This window comes from Nocardia sp. NBC_01499 (genome assembly GCF_045040275.1).
Lineage (GTDB): Bacteria > Actinomycetota > Actinomycetes > Mycobacteriales > Mycobacteriaceae > Nocardia.
Map to the genome: position 1 here is coordinate 9383982 of NZ_CP109426.1, position 13471 is coordinate 9397452.

Below are 13471 nucleotides of genomic sequence, written 5' to 3' on the forward strand. Positions count from 1 at the left end.
TTTCAGTCCGATGTGGGGATGAGTCGGTAGGTGGTTTCGTTGTTGACGACGAAACCTGTGCTGGGTGGCGGGAAGTGAGTGCCGAGGATGAGAGTGTCTGTGCCGGTGAGAGATTGGAGTAGGGCACGGCGGGAGGTTTCGGCTTGGCCGGGGTCGATGTCGACGCAGCTGCCGATAGTGGGGTCGGCGAATTGGACGGGGTGGTGGATGCAGTCTCCGGTGATCAGTGCGGTGTGGTCGCGGCTGCTGAGTTGGACGGCTAGGTGTCCGGGCGTGTGGCCGGGGGTAGGGAGTAGGCGGAGTCCGGGGACTACGTCGAGGCCCGAGTCGGGGACGTCGAGGATGTCGAGTAGCCCGGCGTCGTTGATGGGGTGGATGGAATCGTCGAACATCTGCCGGCGTGGCTGGTCCATGTCGTAGTCGGCCCAGAACTGCCATTCAGTGCTCGAGGTGAGGTAACGGGCGTTGGGGAAGGTCGGAACCCAGGTGTCGTTGTGCTGGTGGGTGTTCCAGCCGACGTGGTCGGTGTGCAGGTGGGTGAGGACAACGAGATCGATGGACTCCGGTGGGTATCCGGCCGCGACGAGGCGCTGGAGGTAGTCGGTGTCGAGGTTGTTCCAGGCCGGGTTCGCGCGCGTTTTGCCGTTGCCGATGCCGGTGTCGATGAGCACGCGCAATCCATCGATCGTCGCGGCGAAGGTATGACTGTTCAGGTTCAGCGTGCCGTCGGCTTCGGCGAAATCCGGGTGCAGCCAACGTTGTTCGGTCACCAGCTCGGGGGTGGCGGCGGGGAGCAGCCAGGCGCCGGTGTGTGCTGGCAGCGCGATCTCGTCGATGCGATGGATGGTGAGGTCGCCGACGGTCCAGGAGGGGGCGGTCGCTGAGGTTGCGGGCATCGGAAGTCCTCCAAGGGTAAAAGCTATTGATTTGCGTTAATCTACGATAGCCCCTACGCTCTCACTAAGGCAAATCATTCGCTTTTGCAGATCGCTTGTCGATCATGACCGCTGGGAGGTCTCTTGTCCACACCGTCACTCACCACATCCGAAGCGGCGCGCTTGGCTGCCCGCGCGGGGCTGGTGTTGTCGCCCGAGCGTCATGCCGGTCTGGCCGTCACCGCCGAGCACATCCACTCCGTCGTCGCGGTCCTGCGTGAGCTCGATTTCGCCGATATCGCACCCGCGGCCACCTACCGGGCAAAGGACCACGATGAAACCGTATGAGCTGACGGCAACCGCGGCGGCCGCCGCGATCCGAGCGAAGGAGCTTTCGCCCGTCGAATTGGTCGACTCCGTGCTCGACCGCATCAATCAGGTGCAATCGCGGTTGGGCGCCTACGTCACGGTGACCGCCGATCGGGCCCGCGACGCGGCGCGCGCGGTCGAACGCGAGATCGCCGCCGGACGTTCACGCGGTCCGCTGCACGGAATACCCATGGGCTTGAAGGACCTGATCGACGTCGCCGGTATCGCGACCACGGCCAGCTCGCGCGTCCGGGCCACCCATCGCGCCGAGTCCGACAGCGCCGTCGCCGCACACCTGGACGCTGCCGGAGCCGTCCTGCTCGGCAAGACGCACACCCACGAATTCGCCTACGGCCTGATCACCCCGCAGACGCGCAACGCCCGCAATCCCACCCGGGTCGCGGGTGGATCCAGTGGTGGATCAGCCGTCGCCGTCGCATCCGGCGCGGCGACCTTCGCGGTGGGCACCGACACCGGCGGGTCGATCCGGGTGCCCGCGGCGCTCAACGGCGTCGTCGGCCTCAAGCCGACCTACGGCCGGGTTTCCCGTCACGGGGTGGTCCCGCTGTCCTGGTCGCTGGACCACGTCGGCCCGATCACCCGCACCGTCGCCGACGCCGCCCTGGTGCTGAACGCGTTGTCCGGGTACGACTCTCGCGATCCGGCGTCGGTCCACACGCCCGCCGAGACCGCCCCGCCCGACTTCACCCGATTGCGGATCGGGATACCGAACAACTACTACTTCGACCACGTCGACCCCGAGATAACGGCCACGGTCTGGCGAGCCATTGAGCACCTGCGCGACCTCGGCGCCCAACTCGTCGACGTCGAGATCCCCATGACCCGCTACATCAAGGCCACCCAGTGGGGACTGATGGTTCCGGAGGCCAGCTCTGCCCACGAACAAACCCTGCGCACGTCCGGCGAGCAGTACGGCGACGATATCCGCGTCCTACTGGAAGCCGGTGAACTCCTGTCCGCGGGGGATTACCTACGCGCCCAACGTGCCCGAACGATGATGCGCCGCGCATGGACCGACATGCTGGCGGAGGTCGACCTGATCGCGGCGCCATCGGTTCCGCTCACCGCCGCCCCGGTCGGCCAAGAAACCGTGACCTGGCCCGACGGCACCGCCGAAGCGGTCTCCGACGCCTACGTTCGACTCGCCGCGCCGGCCAACATCACCGGCACCCCCGCGCTGTCACTGCCGGTCGGCCATGACCGAATGGGACTGCCGATCGGCATGCAGCTGATCGGACACCCCTTCGGCGAAGCCACCCTGCTGAGCGTTGGTCGCGCCTATGAACAAACCGCACCGGACCGCCTGCTTGACGCAAGTAATTTGCTTTAAGGTGAGAAGATGAGTCGCAAACCGATGGTTCGTCCCGGAGGGCGAAGCAGTCGCGTCCAAGAGGCGGTCCACACGGCCACGCACGAGCTGATGGCAGAAGCCGGTCGCGACGCGCTCACCGTTCCCATGATCGCCACCCGCGCTGGAGTCACCCCATCGACGATCTACCGCCGCTGGGGTGACCTGCGCGAGTTGCTTTCCGACGTCGCCGTCGAACGCCTCCGCCCGGAAACCGAACCGCAAGACCACGGCTCCCTGATCGCCGACCTGACCGCCTGGGCCGAGGAATTCCTCGACGAAATGAACTCACCCCCGGGTCGCGCCTACATCCGCGACGCCCTGCTCGGCGACCCCGACGGCGGTAACGCCGGACAGTGTTCGGACTACGCCGCCCAACAGATCGTCCTGATCATGACCCGAGCCCACCTACGCGGTGAATCCATACCCGATACCGAGAACGTCCTCGACCGCGTAGTCGCTCCCATGATGTACCGCATACTCTTTCGCCCCGACGGCCTGAACGCCAAATACGCCCACCGACTCGTCAACGACCTGTTCGCCACCGGATAATCACCTGTCATTGCTCCGTGCTTCGGACCGCGAGGCGATCGATGACACCAGGCAAGACCGAGCAGTTGCTGGGGCGCCACGCTGATGCGTATGCCGAACGCCGGATGTCCAGCGAGCGAAGGTGATTCACGCTGGCGCACGGCAGTGCGCAGTCAGTGCGGAATGGCACTGGGCGGGCGGGGTTCTGGGCGGGACGACAGGTGGGCTTCGATGATCTGTACTACCTCGTAGGCGTCGTCGGTCGAGTCGAGCAGGGGTAGGTACTCGACACTGCGCGCGAGGGCTGGAAGGTCGACGGCCAGGTACATCGCCATCAGGGGATTCACGAACAGTTCTGTGCCGTGGGTGCGGTCGGTGGCATGGACGTCGCCGAATTCTCCGCGCAACGCGTCGGCGATCTGAGAGTGAACAATGCTGGGGCGTAACGGAGTATCGGCCAGGCAGTGGTCGACGGCAGCGAGGTAGGCCGTGGCTTCGGCGCTGTCCGGCGGTATGGAAAACGCGCCGAGGAACGCGTTCTGACGTTGCAGCGCGGCGAGATTCTCCAGCACATGGGCGTGGCAGACGCCGTGGTAGGCGTCGATACCGAAACCGATCGACACCACCAGTCGTTCGATGCCGTCCAGCCCTGCCACAGCCGCGAGGCTGGTCATGTCCTCGTGTGGGGTGCCGAGCCCTGCCTCGTCCCCGCGGAGCAGGATGTCGGTGCCACCGTCGACCAGCACCAAAGCATCCGCGTCGAGGTGATCAACGAGCGCGCGGTAGGCGGCTCGCAGGCGACGGACGCCGGACTTGGGGAAGGCGTACACGACCGGCTCACGACCGGTGCTCGCCAGCCATCGCGCCAAGGTGCGTTCGGGGAAGTAATCGTCATTGCCGTCGGTCCCGGGGCGCACAGCCGCGACCCCCGGCGCGAGCCAATCGTCGAGTGAGGTCCGACGCAGGTCGCTGAACGACAGATTCGCCAGATGCACCTTCTTGCCAAGCCCTTCCAGTGCTACGGCGAGTGGCAGACCACCGTACACATCGAATCCGCCACCAGCCCCGGCGATCAGCACCCTCGAAGCGCTCCGCAGACGTGTAAACAGAGGTGGCTCGACCAAGCGAAACGAAGTCATTCAGCCATGATGGCGACGGCGACAACATCGTGCCAGGTTGCTGCCCCGGTGCACAGACTTAACCCCCCGCCTATGTGCGGGATGCATTGCGGCGCAAGACATCCACACGCGCCGATCGCGGCCGACAGCTCGCGTCGAACTAATGCCGATTTCATCGTTCCCGCCACCTTGCCGTCGGTGACGTCTAGCGGCGCGTGTGCTGAGAGGGAACGAATCAATGGACAGAGGGTCGGCAGTGTCGGACTCGGCGCGATCCTGGTGTCTGGCAGACTGATTGCAGCCGTGCTCGCGGTGGCCGTGGTCCGAGTTGCTATAGCGCTGTGGTCATGATGATGTGGCGGCGGCCGCCGATGATGGTGTCGTCATCCGATGCTCGCCGACCATGACGTCGGAAACTGAACTGGTGCAGTCGAATCCGGATGGGCCATGACCACCCAGATTCGCGGAACGTCTCAGCCCTCCCGCAGGACCTCGGTCAACCCGGTCGCGGTCAACGTGAGATGCCGAGTCAATGTCTCCGCCGCAGTGTCGGCATCGCGAGCCAGCGCCGCCTCCTCCAACCGCCGATGTTCGTCAGCACCGTCCCGGTTGGGATTGCGCTGCGCCGACCACCGGCGAGCCAACTCGCTCGCGGTCCACATCCGGTCGAAGGTCTCCAGTAGGACGGGATTCCCACACCCCTCCAGCAGTGTCCGATGGAAAACTCGGTGGGCTTCCGACCATGCGTCGCTGTAGAACTCACCTTCCGCCGCCACGAACGCCGGAGTGTGGGACAGCCGATGGTGGGCGGCTCGTACCCGGGCCTCCCATTCGACATCCCCGCGCTCGATCGAGATGCGCAGCAGCACCGGCTCGATGGTCCGCCGCGCCTCCGCGATGTCCTGCCAACGCCGATCGGAGAACGTCGGGACGGCGAAACCGCGGTTGTGCAGCCGGTCGGCAAGGCCGTCGCCGACCGCCCGCACGAGCGCCTCGCGCACAACGGCCAGACTCACGCCCTGTTCTCTGGCGAGGTCCTGCGGTTTGAGGGCGGCACCGGGGGCGTAATCCCCACGCATGATCGCATCCCGCAGGTGGGTGTAGATCTGCTCGGTGAGCATCGTCTTCCCCGACGAGGTCGAGGCACGGTCCGTCCGGATCATGCCCCAAGTATAGATCATTCATTGGATAATCGATTATCTGTGTTAGTGTCGATCTAGTGGCGACATCCCGGAAGACGCAGCGGCCCTCCGCCGGCCGCATCGCCGCCACTCCACAGCACGGCTTGAAAGGAACGACGCGATGAGCGCCAACAACCCCTTCGCCCGCCTCCCCGAGGCGGACTCCTTCACTGTTACCAGCGCCAACGTCACCGACGGCGCCACCTGGTCGCCCGAGCAGCTCTCCGCCAGCGTCCCTGGCGGAAAGGACATTTCCCCGCAGTTGTCCTGGAGCGGTGCCCCCGAAGGCACCAAGAGCTACGCCGTCACCGTCTACGACCCCGACGCCCCCACCGGGTCCGGGTTCTGGCACTGGGCGGTCGCCGACATCCCTGCCACCGTCACCGAACTGCCAGAAGGCGCGGGCGACGACACCGGCTCGGGCCTGCCCGAGGCCGCGTTCCAACTCCCCAACGACGCCCGCGCGGCCCGCTTCCTCGGCGCGGCCCCGCCGGCCGGGCACGGTCCGCACCGCTACTTCGTCGTGGTGCACGCCCTCGACGTCGAGTCCATCGGCGTCCCGGCCGACGCCACTCCGGCGGTTCTCGGTTTCACCATGACCGGCCACATCCTCGGCCGCGCGGTCCTGACCGCGACTGCCGAAACGCCGCTCGCGGGGGAGGCGCCGCATCGGGACACCGAACGGATCGAGGTTTCCCGGCTCATCCCCGCCCCTGCCGACACTATCTTCGCGATCCTGACCGATCCGAAGGGTCACGTGGACATCGACGCGTCGGGCATGCTCCTCGACGCCGAAGGGGAGCGGGTCGAGCAGACCGGCGACCGGTTCCTCGTCCACATGGACCGGGAAGCGCTGGGGGACCGCCCCCTTGGCAAGTACGACGTCGAGGTCGTCATCACCAAGCTCACTCCGGACGAGGAGATCGCCTGGACCGTCGAGGGCCGCCTGCGCCCGCAGGTCCGCCACATCTACGGCTACCGGCTGGAGCCGACCGAGGAGGGCACCTTGGTCACGTCGTACTACGACTGGTCCGAGATCGACGAGGAGTGGAAGCAGCGCCTTGTCTTCCCGGTGGTTCCGGAGTCCGCCCTCAAGTCCACCCTCGGAATCCTCGAGCGCACCGTCCGCCGAAGGGCCGCCGCCGCCAAGGCCTAGCTTGCCGGCGCGGGTCGCGGCCGCTTGTCCGGCCGCGACCCAGGGCGAGTAGTCGGTGTATGGCGAGAGACCTGCCGAAACATCAACTGCGGCAGCGAGATCGATCGGTTACGACGCGCCGGACAACCACTTTCGAACGCGGCCGATTCCGGAACTCTTGCGCCGTCGCGTTCGCAGGTGCGGATCGAACCAGTCGGGCAACGGTTCTCGTGCCGCAAGCCACATCTGCGGTACCCCGGCGGTGCCGGTATGCGCGGCGACGATCCCACCGACGATGGCGCTGGTGGTGTCGATATCCCCGTCCGCCGCAATGCAAGTGGCGATCGCGGTGGGGTAGTCGTTCAAATGCGTTGCCGCGACCCACATTGTGAACGGCACCGTGTTCTGCGCGGTGACCTGAGATCCGTTGCCGAGTTCGTGCGCGGCCTGTTCGGCGGAGCCGCCGAGCAGGGTGCGGGCGCGGCGAATCAGTCGGCTCGTCTCACCGTCGTCGAGGCGGTCCAGGACGGTGGTAATGAATTCTGTTGGTGTGGGCCGAGTCCCGGACAGGCGGGCATGCGCGGCTTGACCCGCCGCGAGCGCCACCGCGACCGCTCCGGCGACACCTTCCGGATGCATATGGGTCACCTGCGCCGACCGGATCGCCTCGGCCGCAATCCTTTCCGGATCGCCAGCGTAGAAAGCGCCGAGCGGCGCGACCCGCATGGCCGCACCGTTGCCACAGGAACCCTGGTTGTCGTATGCGGCCCCGGCCACCTCGCGCCAGCGCGCGCCCTCCCGGATCCGCCGCAATGTGCTGTTGGCTATGAAGCCGTAGTCACGGCTCGGATCGAACCGTCGCGCGAAGACGGTGGCAAGCCGATCCTGGTCGATTCCGCCGTGCTCGCCGAGTTCGGTAACCACGGTGCAGGCCATTTCGGTGTCGTCGGTCCACCCCCACGGTCCGGGCGGGAGATTGCCAGCGCGCAGGTCCGAAATCGACCGGCGCATGACCGGGAATTGCTGACCCAACGCGTCCCCCACGGACAGCCCATCAAGTGAATCCACCATCAAGTCGATATGCATCGTGTCAGATGATAGCCGCCGGTCGCCGACGCTGACCCGCCGTCGGTCGATCAGCTTCGCGTGCAGCGCCTCGAGTGTGCGCGACAACGCGCCCTGATCGACCGCGTCGGCGAGCCGTCCGTCGGGCCGCCCGTCAGCTTGAGGAGCAGGGATGCCTTCCATCGCTGCGACGTTGATCCTATTGCGCCGCTTCGATTCCGAGCGCGAGTTGCAGTTGACGTGCCCACCAAAGTACCTGACCGGTCGACTCGCTCGCCGCGGTCCCGGTGATGCCGGCGCTGCGCCGAAAGGCGCTGCCGTACACCGCCTCTGTCGCCATCGCCTGGTGGAGGTTCGCGACCGCGAGTCGCGTGTCATCGATGGAGCTCCCCGGCGCCCGAAGCCGATGCAGGGCTTCGACAACCGGATCGAGCATGCCGCTGCCCGTATCGCGATATCCCGCCGCGTGCATCGCCACCGCGAGTTCGCCGTAGCCGTGCCGGTACAGGTTTTCGAGCGACTCGACGAGCTCGCGAAGATCGGCGCCGTGGTCGAGCCACGTCGCGAGGACTTCCTGGAACGCGGCTTGCAGCTGGCGTCCACCGTGTCGAAGCAGCTTGGTGAGCAGCTTCTCGCGATTGCCGAAGTGATGCGTGACGCCCGCGTCGGTCATGCCGACCCGCGCGGCCACCGCGCGCACCTGAACTGCGGCGACGCCGCCCTCGGCCAGCAGCGAAGCCGCAGCGTCGAGGATCACCCGACGTGCCTCTTCCGGCGACCTTCGCATTCTCGTGGCGTTCACCGTTGACACCTTACCTTGACAGCCAAGGTAGCCCTCCGTAACCTAACCTTGACCACTCAAGGTAGGGAGGGCGCATGATCGACATCACGATTTCGCGGGGGAAATGCGAAGTGCTAGAAGATAATTGGGGAGATCTCGGTCGACGATTCGAGCTGACTCCGCGGCATTGGGGCGAGCCGCGATGACCGACATCACCCTCACCCTGCGCGACGCCACGCTGCGAGCCACCGTGACCGGCACGGGCCCAACGGTCCTGCTGCTGCACGCGGGCGGCGAGCGCCGCGGTGTCTGGGCGCCGGTCGCGGCGCGAATGATCAAATGCGGGCTGCGCACAGTGGCCTACGACCTGCGCGGTCACGGGGACAGTTCCGGGCGGGCGACCACACTGCGGGCGGTCGCCTATGACGTGCTCGAGATGATGCGCCGCGAGCCGGCGCCGATGGTCGTGGTCGGCGCCTCCCTCGGCGGGCTCGCCGCCATCACCGCCCTCGCGGAACCGTTCGCCGCGCATCGGGCCGCTGGCCTTGTGCTCGTTGACGTTGTTCCCGATGTCGACTCGCACCGGGTGCACTCCTGGCTCGACGACTGGGGAATGCGTGACCGGCACGAGAATCTCGTAGACGACATCCTCGCGTCGAGCCACCAACTCGTCGCCGCGGCTGCGGGATTGGAGCTGCCGATCCTGCACGTGCGCGGCGGCCGATCGCCGCTCGACGATGCCGACGTGAACCGCTTACGCAAGACCAACCACCGCGTCACCATCGCCAGCGTGCCGAGTGCCGGTCACCTCGTGGCCCGCGACGCCCCCGTGGAGCTCGCGCGCATCGTGTCCGCACACGCCATCAAATGGCTCGGCATCGATGACATCAGCCGTGCCACCGCGCCCGAGCGTGGCGCCAATCCAGGAGCCGCGGCTCCATGACCAGGAAGTAGGTCGTGCGGGGGTGGGTGACCGGCTCACTGGAGGGGAGAACCGGTCACCCACTCTCATACGACAATCCAGGTCGACGCCCGTCAGAATTCGCTTGCGAGCGAGCGCAATTCGGCGGTCACGTCCGCGCCGGACGGCGCGTGTTCCGGGTCGAGCAGCCACTGCATCATCAGACCGGTCAGCAATGCGAGCGGCACGGAGCCGCCCATCCCTTCCCGTCCCTCACGCTGCCCTCCGGCAAGGTGCTCTCGCACCTCCGGTGACCGCTCGGCCTGCACAGCCGCCTCCAGTTGGGCAACCCACAGCCCCCGATGCGTGGTGAAGCTATCGATCAGCGCCTGCCAGCGCTGCTCCGGCTCGTCGGCCGGGACCCGGGCGATTTCGTCGCTGAGTTCGTCCACCGCCGCCACCAGCGCCTGGGTGAGCAGCGCATCCCTGGAGTCGAAGCGGTAGCCGATCGCGGCGTGACTCACGCCGGCGGTGGCGGCAATGTCGCGGACGGTCGTGGGCAAATTCGGGCTACGGTCCATCCCATGAAGGTTCTGATCTCCGGGGCGAGCGTGGCTGGACCCGCTCTTGCCTACTTCCTGCACCGCAACGGATTTGACGTGACCGTGGTCGAACGCGCGCCAGCCGCTCGGGACAACGGATACGCCGTCGATTTCCGCGGCGAGGCGCTCGACGTGCTGGCCGAGATGGGCATCCTCGACGAGATCCGCCGTCACGAGACGAAGATGCGCGGCACCACACTGATCGACGAGACCGGCGCGGAGATCGGGCAACTCCCCGCCGAATCGTTCGCCGGTGAACTCGAGGTACCGAAACGTGCGCTGACCCGCATCCTGCACGAAAACACCTCGGCCACTGTCGAATACGTATTCGGCGACTCGATCTCCGCGCTGGCCGAGCACGCGTCCGGCGTCACCGTCGCCTTCGAGCACGCCCCGGCGCGCGAGTTCGACTTGGTGTTCGGCGCGGACGGAGTGTATTCGACGGTCCGTCGACTAGCCTTCGGCCCGCACGACGAAATGCTCTGCCACCTAGGACTTTCCGGCGCCGGATTCTCCACCGCCAACCACCTCGGCCTCGACCACACCGGCCTGTTGCAGTCCGCGGGAACCACCGCGATCTACCTCTTCAGCGCCGAAGACCGCGACCGCCTGACCGTCAGCCTCTCCTTCGCCACCGACTCGCCCGAATTGGACCGGCGCGACCGCCCCGACCAGGAGCAGGCCGTACGCGCCGCCTTCGCCCGAAATGGTTGGCAGACAAAACATCTGCTGGAAGCAATGACCACCGCCGAAGACTTCCACTTCGGCTCATCCTGCCAAGTCCACCTCGACCACTGGTCACAAGGCCGGATCGCCCTCGTCGGTGACGCAGCCTACTGCGCAGCCCCCACCAGCGGCATGGGCACCTCACAAGCCCTGATCGGCGCCAGAACCCTGGCCCGAACACTTGCCGAAGCGCCCAACGACCACCTGACCGCCTTCGCCGCCTACGAAACAGAACTGCGCCCGTACATCACCGAGAACCAGGCCAACGGCCGCGCGGCCGTCGCCATGTTCGGCGGCGCAGCCGACTCCTCAGGGCGCTGACCCCGATTCGGTTGCCGCGGTGTCGGATTCGGCGCCAGGAAGTACGACGGTCGCGACGAGTCGGCGTTTGCGGCCGCGGCCTGGAGTGTTGGCCAGTCGGGATTGGAAGACGATGGCGAGATCGCGGACCAGTTCCTGCCACTCCGCGTCATCGAGCCACATGCCAGCCATCCGATAGCCAACGCCGTCGCGGAGCGGGTCGATATCTCCTTGCGCGACATAGCGATCGAAGTCTCCGACGAGCCCGGCAACGAAGGCGAGGAATCCCTGGCGGTGTTGGTGCGGGGTCATCTCGGCGGCGTCGTCCGGGCCGACATTCGCTGCCGCGACCCGAAGCGCGTATGTGCGTTCCACCGCGCCACCCACCCTGCGCTGGGCGACAACGGCGAGCACCCCGCCGTCGACCAGGCGGGCGACATGGCGGTAGAGGCTGGCGGGCGGCACATCGGGGAGCTCGGTCCGCAGCCCGGTTGTGCTCAACGCACGATCACCGAGAAATGCCTGCACGATACGCAGGCGGATCGGGTGCAGCAGCAGGTCGGCACTGGTCATCAGGATCAGCCTAGTTTCTCGACGGCAAGGACATTATCATTATCGATAATGATAATGCCGAGATCAGCGGGGGAACCGGATGAAGCTGGCGATGGGATTCGTGGGTGTGCTTGCTGTCGTGCTCAGCGCATGCGGCAGCGGTCCGCCTCGCAGTGAGTCCCCGCGAACCCCGTCGGTTGGTACCGATCGCGAAGTCACCTTCGCGCACGGCCCGTTGACCTTGTCCGGCAGCCTTCGGATGCCGGACGGCGCGACCGGGGCGGTGCCAGCGATGCTGTTGGTGGCCGGTAGCGGACCGACGGACCGCGATGGGGATAGCGCCGTGGTCGACGGCTCGGTCGGCACGTTGCGTTACCTCGCCGATGTGCTGGCCCGCCACGGCTTCGCCAGCTTGCGATACGACAAGCTGTCGACCGGCAAGACCGGGATGGGCCCCTTCCCTGACATGTCGAACCTGTCCTACGACGAGATCGTCGACGACGCCGCGGCAGCGCTGAATTTCCTTGCCGCACAACAGGGCATCGACCACTCGAAGATCGGAGTCATCGGGCACAGTCAAGGGGCGCTGGTCGCGCTGGCCCTCGCCGACCACAGGGCGGATCCCATTCCCGGCCTCTCCGCACTCGGACTGATCGAGCCGCAAACCGATCGAACGATGGACCTGATGACTCGGCAGATCACCGGCCAGGTGGACACGGCTGAACAGGCAGGCAAGCTGTCCCGAGCCGACGGCGACAGCATCCGGCGGGGGTTATCGGCGGCCACCGATCAAGTCCGGGCCGTCGGGACCATCCCGGACGACCTGCCGCAACCGTTGCGCGACGCAGGGCTTGTCGCGGCGAACTCGAAACCGCTGGCGACCCAGGATCAACTCGACCCGATCGCGATGGCGTCGAACCTGCCCGCAGCACTGAACGTATTGACGAGCTGCGCCGACAAGGACATTCAGATTCGTTGCGTAGACGTGGCCCGTCTCGATGACGCGCTGAAACACACACGGCTGCGGTCGGTACACCTCACTCAGGCCGACCATGTCCTCAAAGACATCGGCGACCAGCCCTCGACCGGGGCCGAGTACGGCAAACCGCTGCCGTTCTCCCAGCAGTTCACCGATGCGTTGGGATCCTGGCTCCACGATCTTCAGTAGCGTCAAACCAGGGCGGCTCGGGTTTGCGCGTAGACGATGGCATCTGCCGCGTCGGCGGGCTGCTCTTGTTCCGCGAAGCACCTGCGGAGCTGATCTATCGCGTTGTCGAGATCCGGTCCCGGCCCGCGGTCGGCGAGCAGGACAACGATCGCCGCCAATATCCGGGCTTGTGGGTCGGGTTGGGTCAGCAGTTCGTCGAGATATCCGTCGGGCTCCGCTAGTCGGATTGCTCGGCGCGCGTAGGTGTGCACGCGTCGGGGGAGTTCGGCGCGGATCGCATCGATGTCGGCCTGCAGCACGTGCTGGCCGGGTTGGTCCGGGTCGAGCCGAACCGTCCACATCGTGGTGAGCTCGTCCGGTAGGGCGTGCATGTCGATCAGGCCGGGACCGGTCGCTTTTTCCAGTGGCGTGGGAGATAGGCCTAGTCGCGCGTTGCGCCAGTTGCCGAAGTCCCACCAGCCCGTCGGCGTGGTGCTCAGCTCCAGGCCGAAGCTGAGCACCTGCTGTCCGCCGGTCCAGGTGCGGGAAACCCTGGTGCGGCCCACGGACGCGACACCACCGGGCTCGACCCGCACCCACACGGGTTCGGCGCCGTGAAACCCATACGGCTGCAGCAACTTTCCAGTATCACGCAGCAGGCGGCGCAGTGCCGAGTCAGGTGTGGCCATCACCGCAGAATAATGCCGAGCACCGACAAAACGGTCGAGGCGAGCGTGTCGTGCGAGTCCGCGGCAACGCGGTGGCGGCGAAGAGGTCAGCGCCCGTGTGTCCGATCCGCCCGCCAAGCGAAGTGTTTGT

General features: G+C 66.6%; 15 protein-coding genes and 1 pseudogene. 8 read left to right on the forward strand and 8 right to left on the reverse strand.

The window, feature by feature from the left end:
* Positions 1 to 2: 2 nt before the first annotated feature.
* Positions 3 to 896 (reverse strand): MBL fold metallo-hydrolase, encoded by an 894-nt coding sequence (locus tag OG203_RS42635; protein WP_405162872.1) that lies wholly within the window; start codon positions 894 to 896, stop codon positions 3 to 5.
* Positions 897 to 1019: 123 nt separating this feature from the next.
* Between OG203_RS42635 and OG203_RS42640 the strand changes: the two genes are divergently transcribed.
* From OG203_RS42640 to OG203_RS42650, 3 genes are read left to right on the forward strand one after another with little or no spacing between them, the layout of a single operon-like run.
* On the forward strand, positions 1020 to 1223 hold the full coding sequence (locus tag OG203_RS42640) for a hypothetical protein (RefSeq protein ID WP_405162873.1): 204 nt from the start codon (positions 1020 to 1022) through the stop codon (positions 1221 to 1223).
* Positions 1210 to 2595, forward strand: coding sequence for an amidase (locus tag OG203_RS42645; protein ID WP_405162874.1), 1386 nt, complete (start codon positions 1210 to 1212; stop codon positions 2593 to 2595). Before OG203_RS42640 ends, OG203_RS42645 begins: the two co-directional genes overlap by 14 nt.
* A 24-nt stretch (positions 2596 to 2619) precedes the next feature.
* Complete coding sequence (locus OG203_RS42650) at positions 2620 to 3165, forward strand: TetR/AcrR family transcriptional regulator (protein WP_405168176.1); 546 nt, start codon at positions 2620 to 2622, stop codon at positions 3163 to 3165.
* A gap of 152 nt (positions 3166 to 3317) precedes the next feature.
* On the opposite strand, the gene OG203_RS42655 is transcribed toward OG203_RS42650, so the two are convergent.
* Together OG203_RS42655 and OG203_RS42660 are read right to left on the reverse strand one after the other, a co-directional pair.
* Positions 3318 to 4223 carry a DUF1152 domain-containing protein gene (locus OG203_RS42655; protein ID WP_405162875.1) on the reverse strand — a complete coding sequence of 302 codons (906 nt, stop codon included), beginning with the start codon at positions 4221 to 4223 and terminating at the stop codon, positions 3318 to 3320.
* Between the two features lie 512 nt (positions 4224 to 4735).
* The gene (locus OG203_RS42660; protein WP_405162876.1) at positions 4736 to 5425 is read right to left on the reverse strand and encodes a GntR family transcriptional regulator; all 690 of its coding nucleotides are present in this window, start codon (positions 5423 to 5425) and stop codon (positions 4736 to 4738) included.
* Between the two features lie 139 nt (positions 5426 to 5564).
* Here OG203_RS42660 and OG203_RS42665 point away from each other — a divergent pair.
* Positions 5565 to 6092: pseudogene (locus OG203_RS42665) on the forward strand (YbhB/YbcL family Raf kinase inhibitor-like protein); the annotation flags it as partial.
* Positions 6093 to 6128: 36 nt separating this feature from the next.
* Complete coding sequence (locus tag OG203_RS42670; protein WP_405168177.1) at positions 6129 to 6599, forward strand: SRPBCC family protein; 471 nt, start codon at positions 6129 to 6131, stop codon at positions 6597 to 6599.
* A 108-nt stretch (positions 6600 to 6707) separates the two neighbouring features.
* Here the strand turns inward: OG203_RS42670 and OG203_RS42675 are convergent, their stop codons facing one another.
* Positions 6708 to 7826: an ADP-ribosylglycohydrolase family protein gene (locus tag OG203_RS42675; protein ID WP_405162877.1), complete on the reverse strand. Its 1119-nt coding sequence runs from the start codon at positions 7824 to 7826 to the stop codon at positions 6708 to 6710.
* A 16-nt stretch (positions 7827 to 7842) separates the two neighbouring features.
* Positions 7843 to 8445, reverse strand: coding sequence for a TetR/AcrR family transcriptional regulator (locus OG203_RS42680; RefSeq protein WP_405162878.1), 603 nt, complete (start codon positions 8443 to 8445; stop codon positions 7843 to 7845).
* A 181-nt stretch (positions 8446 to 8626) separates the two neighbouring features.
* Between OG203_RS42680 and OG203_RS42685 the strand changes: the two genes are divergently transcribed.
* Positions 8627 to 9367, forward strand: coding sequence for an alpha/beta fold hydrolase (locus OG203_RS42685; protein WP_405162879.1), 741 nt, complete (start codon positions 8627 to 8629; stop codon positions 9365 to 9367).
* Positions 9368 to 9459: 92 nt separating this feature from the next.
* On the opposite strand, the gene OG203_RS42690 is transcribed toward OG203_RS42685, so the two are convergent.
* A complete protein-coding gene (locus OG203_RS42690; protein WP_405162880.1) occupies positions 9460 to 9906 on the reverse strand; it encodes a TetR/AcrR family transcriptional regulator in 447 nt (148 codons plus the stop codon).
* A gap of 3 nt (positions 9907 to 9909) precedes the next feature.
* On the opposite strand from OG203_RS42690, the gene OG203_RS42695 reads away from it, so the two are divergent.
* On the forward strand, positions 9910 to 10974 hold the full coding sequence (locus OG203_RS42695; protein ID WP_405162881.1) for an FAD-dependent monooxygenase: 1065 nt from the start codon (positions 9910 to 9912) through the stop codon (positions 10972 to 10974).
* Here the strand turns inward: OG203_RS42695 and OG203_RS42700 are convergent.
* The gene (locus OG203_RS42700; protein ID WP_405162882.1) at positions 10963 to 11526 is read right to left on the reverse strand and encodes a helix-turn-helix domain-containing protein; all 564 of its coding nucleotides are present in this window, start codon (positions 11524 to 11526) and stop codon (positions 10963 to 10965) included. The genes OG203_RS42695 and OG203_RS42700 overlap by 12 nt on opposite strands.
* A gap of 238 nt (positions 11527 to 11764) precedes the next feature.
* Between OG203_RS42700 and OG203_RS42705 the strand changes: the two genes are divergently transcribed.
* Positions 11765 to 12673 carry an alpha/beta hydrolase gene (locus OG203_RS42705; protein ID WP_405168178.1) on the forward strand — a complete coding sequence of 303 codons (909 nt, stop codon included), beginning with the start codon at positions 11765 to 11767 and terminating at the stop codon, positions 12671 to 12673.
* 2 nt (positions 12674 to 12675) lie between these two features.
* Here the strand turns inward: OG203_RS42705 and OG203_RS42710 are convergent, their stop codons facing one another.
* Entirely contained in the window at positions 12676 to 13341 is a 666-nt protein-coding gene (locus OG203_RS42710; protein WP_405162883.1) for a hypothetical protein, read from the reverse strand.
* Between the last annotated feature and the right edge of the window lie 130 nt (positions 13342 to 13471).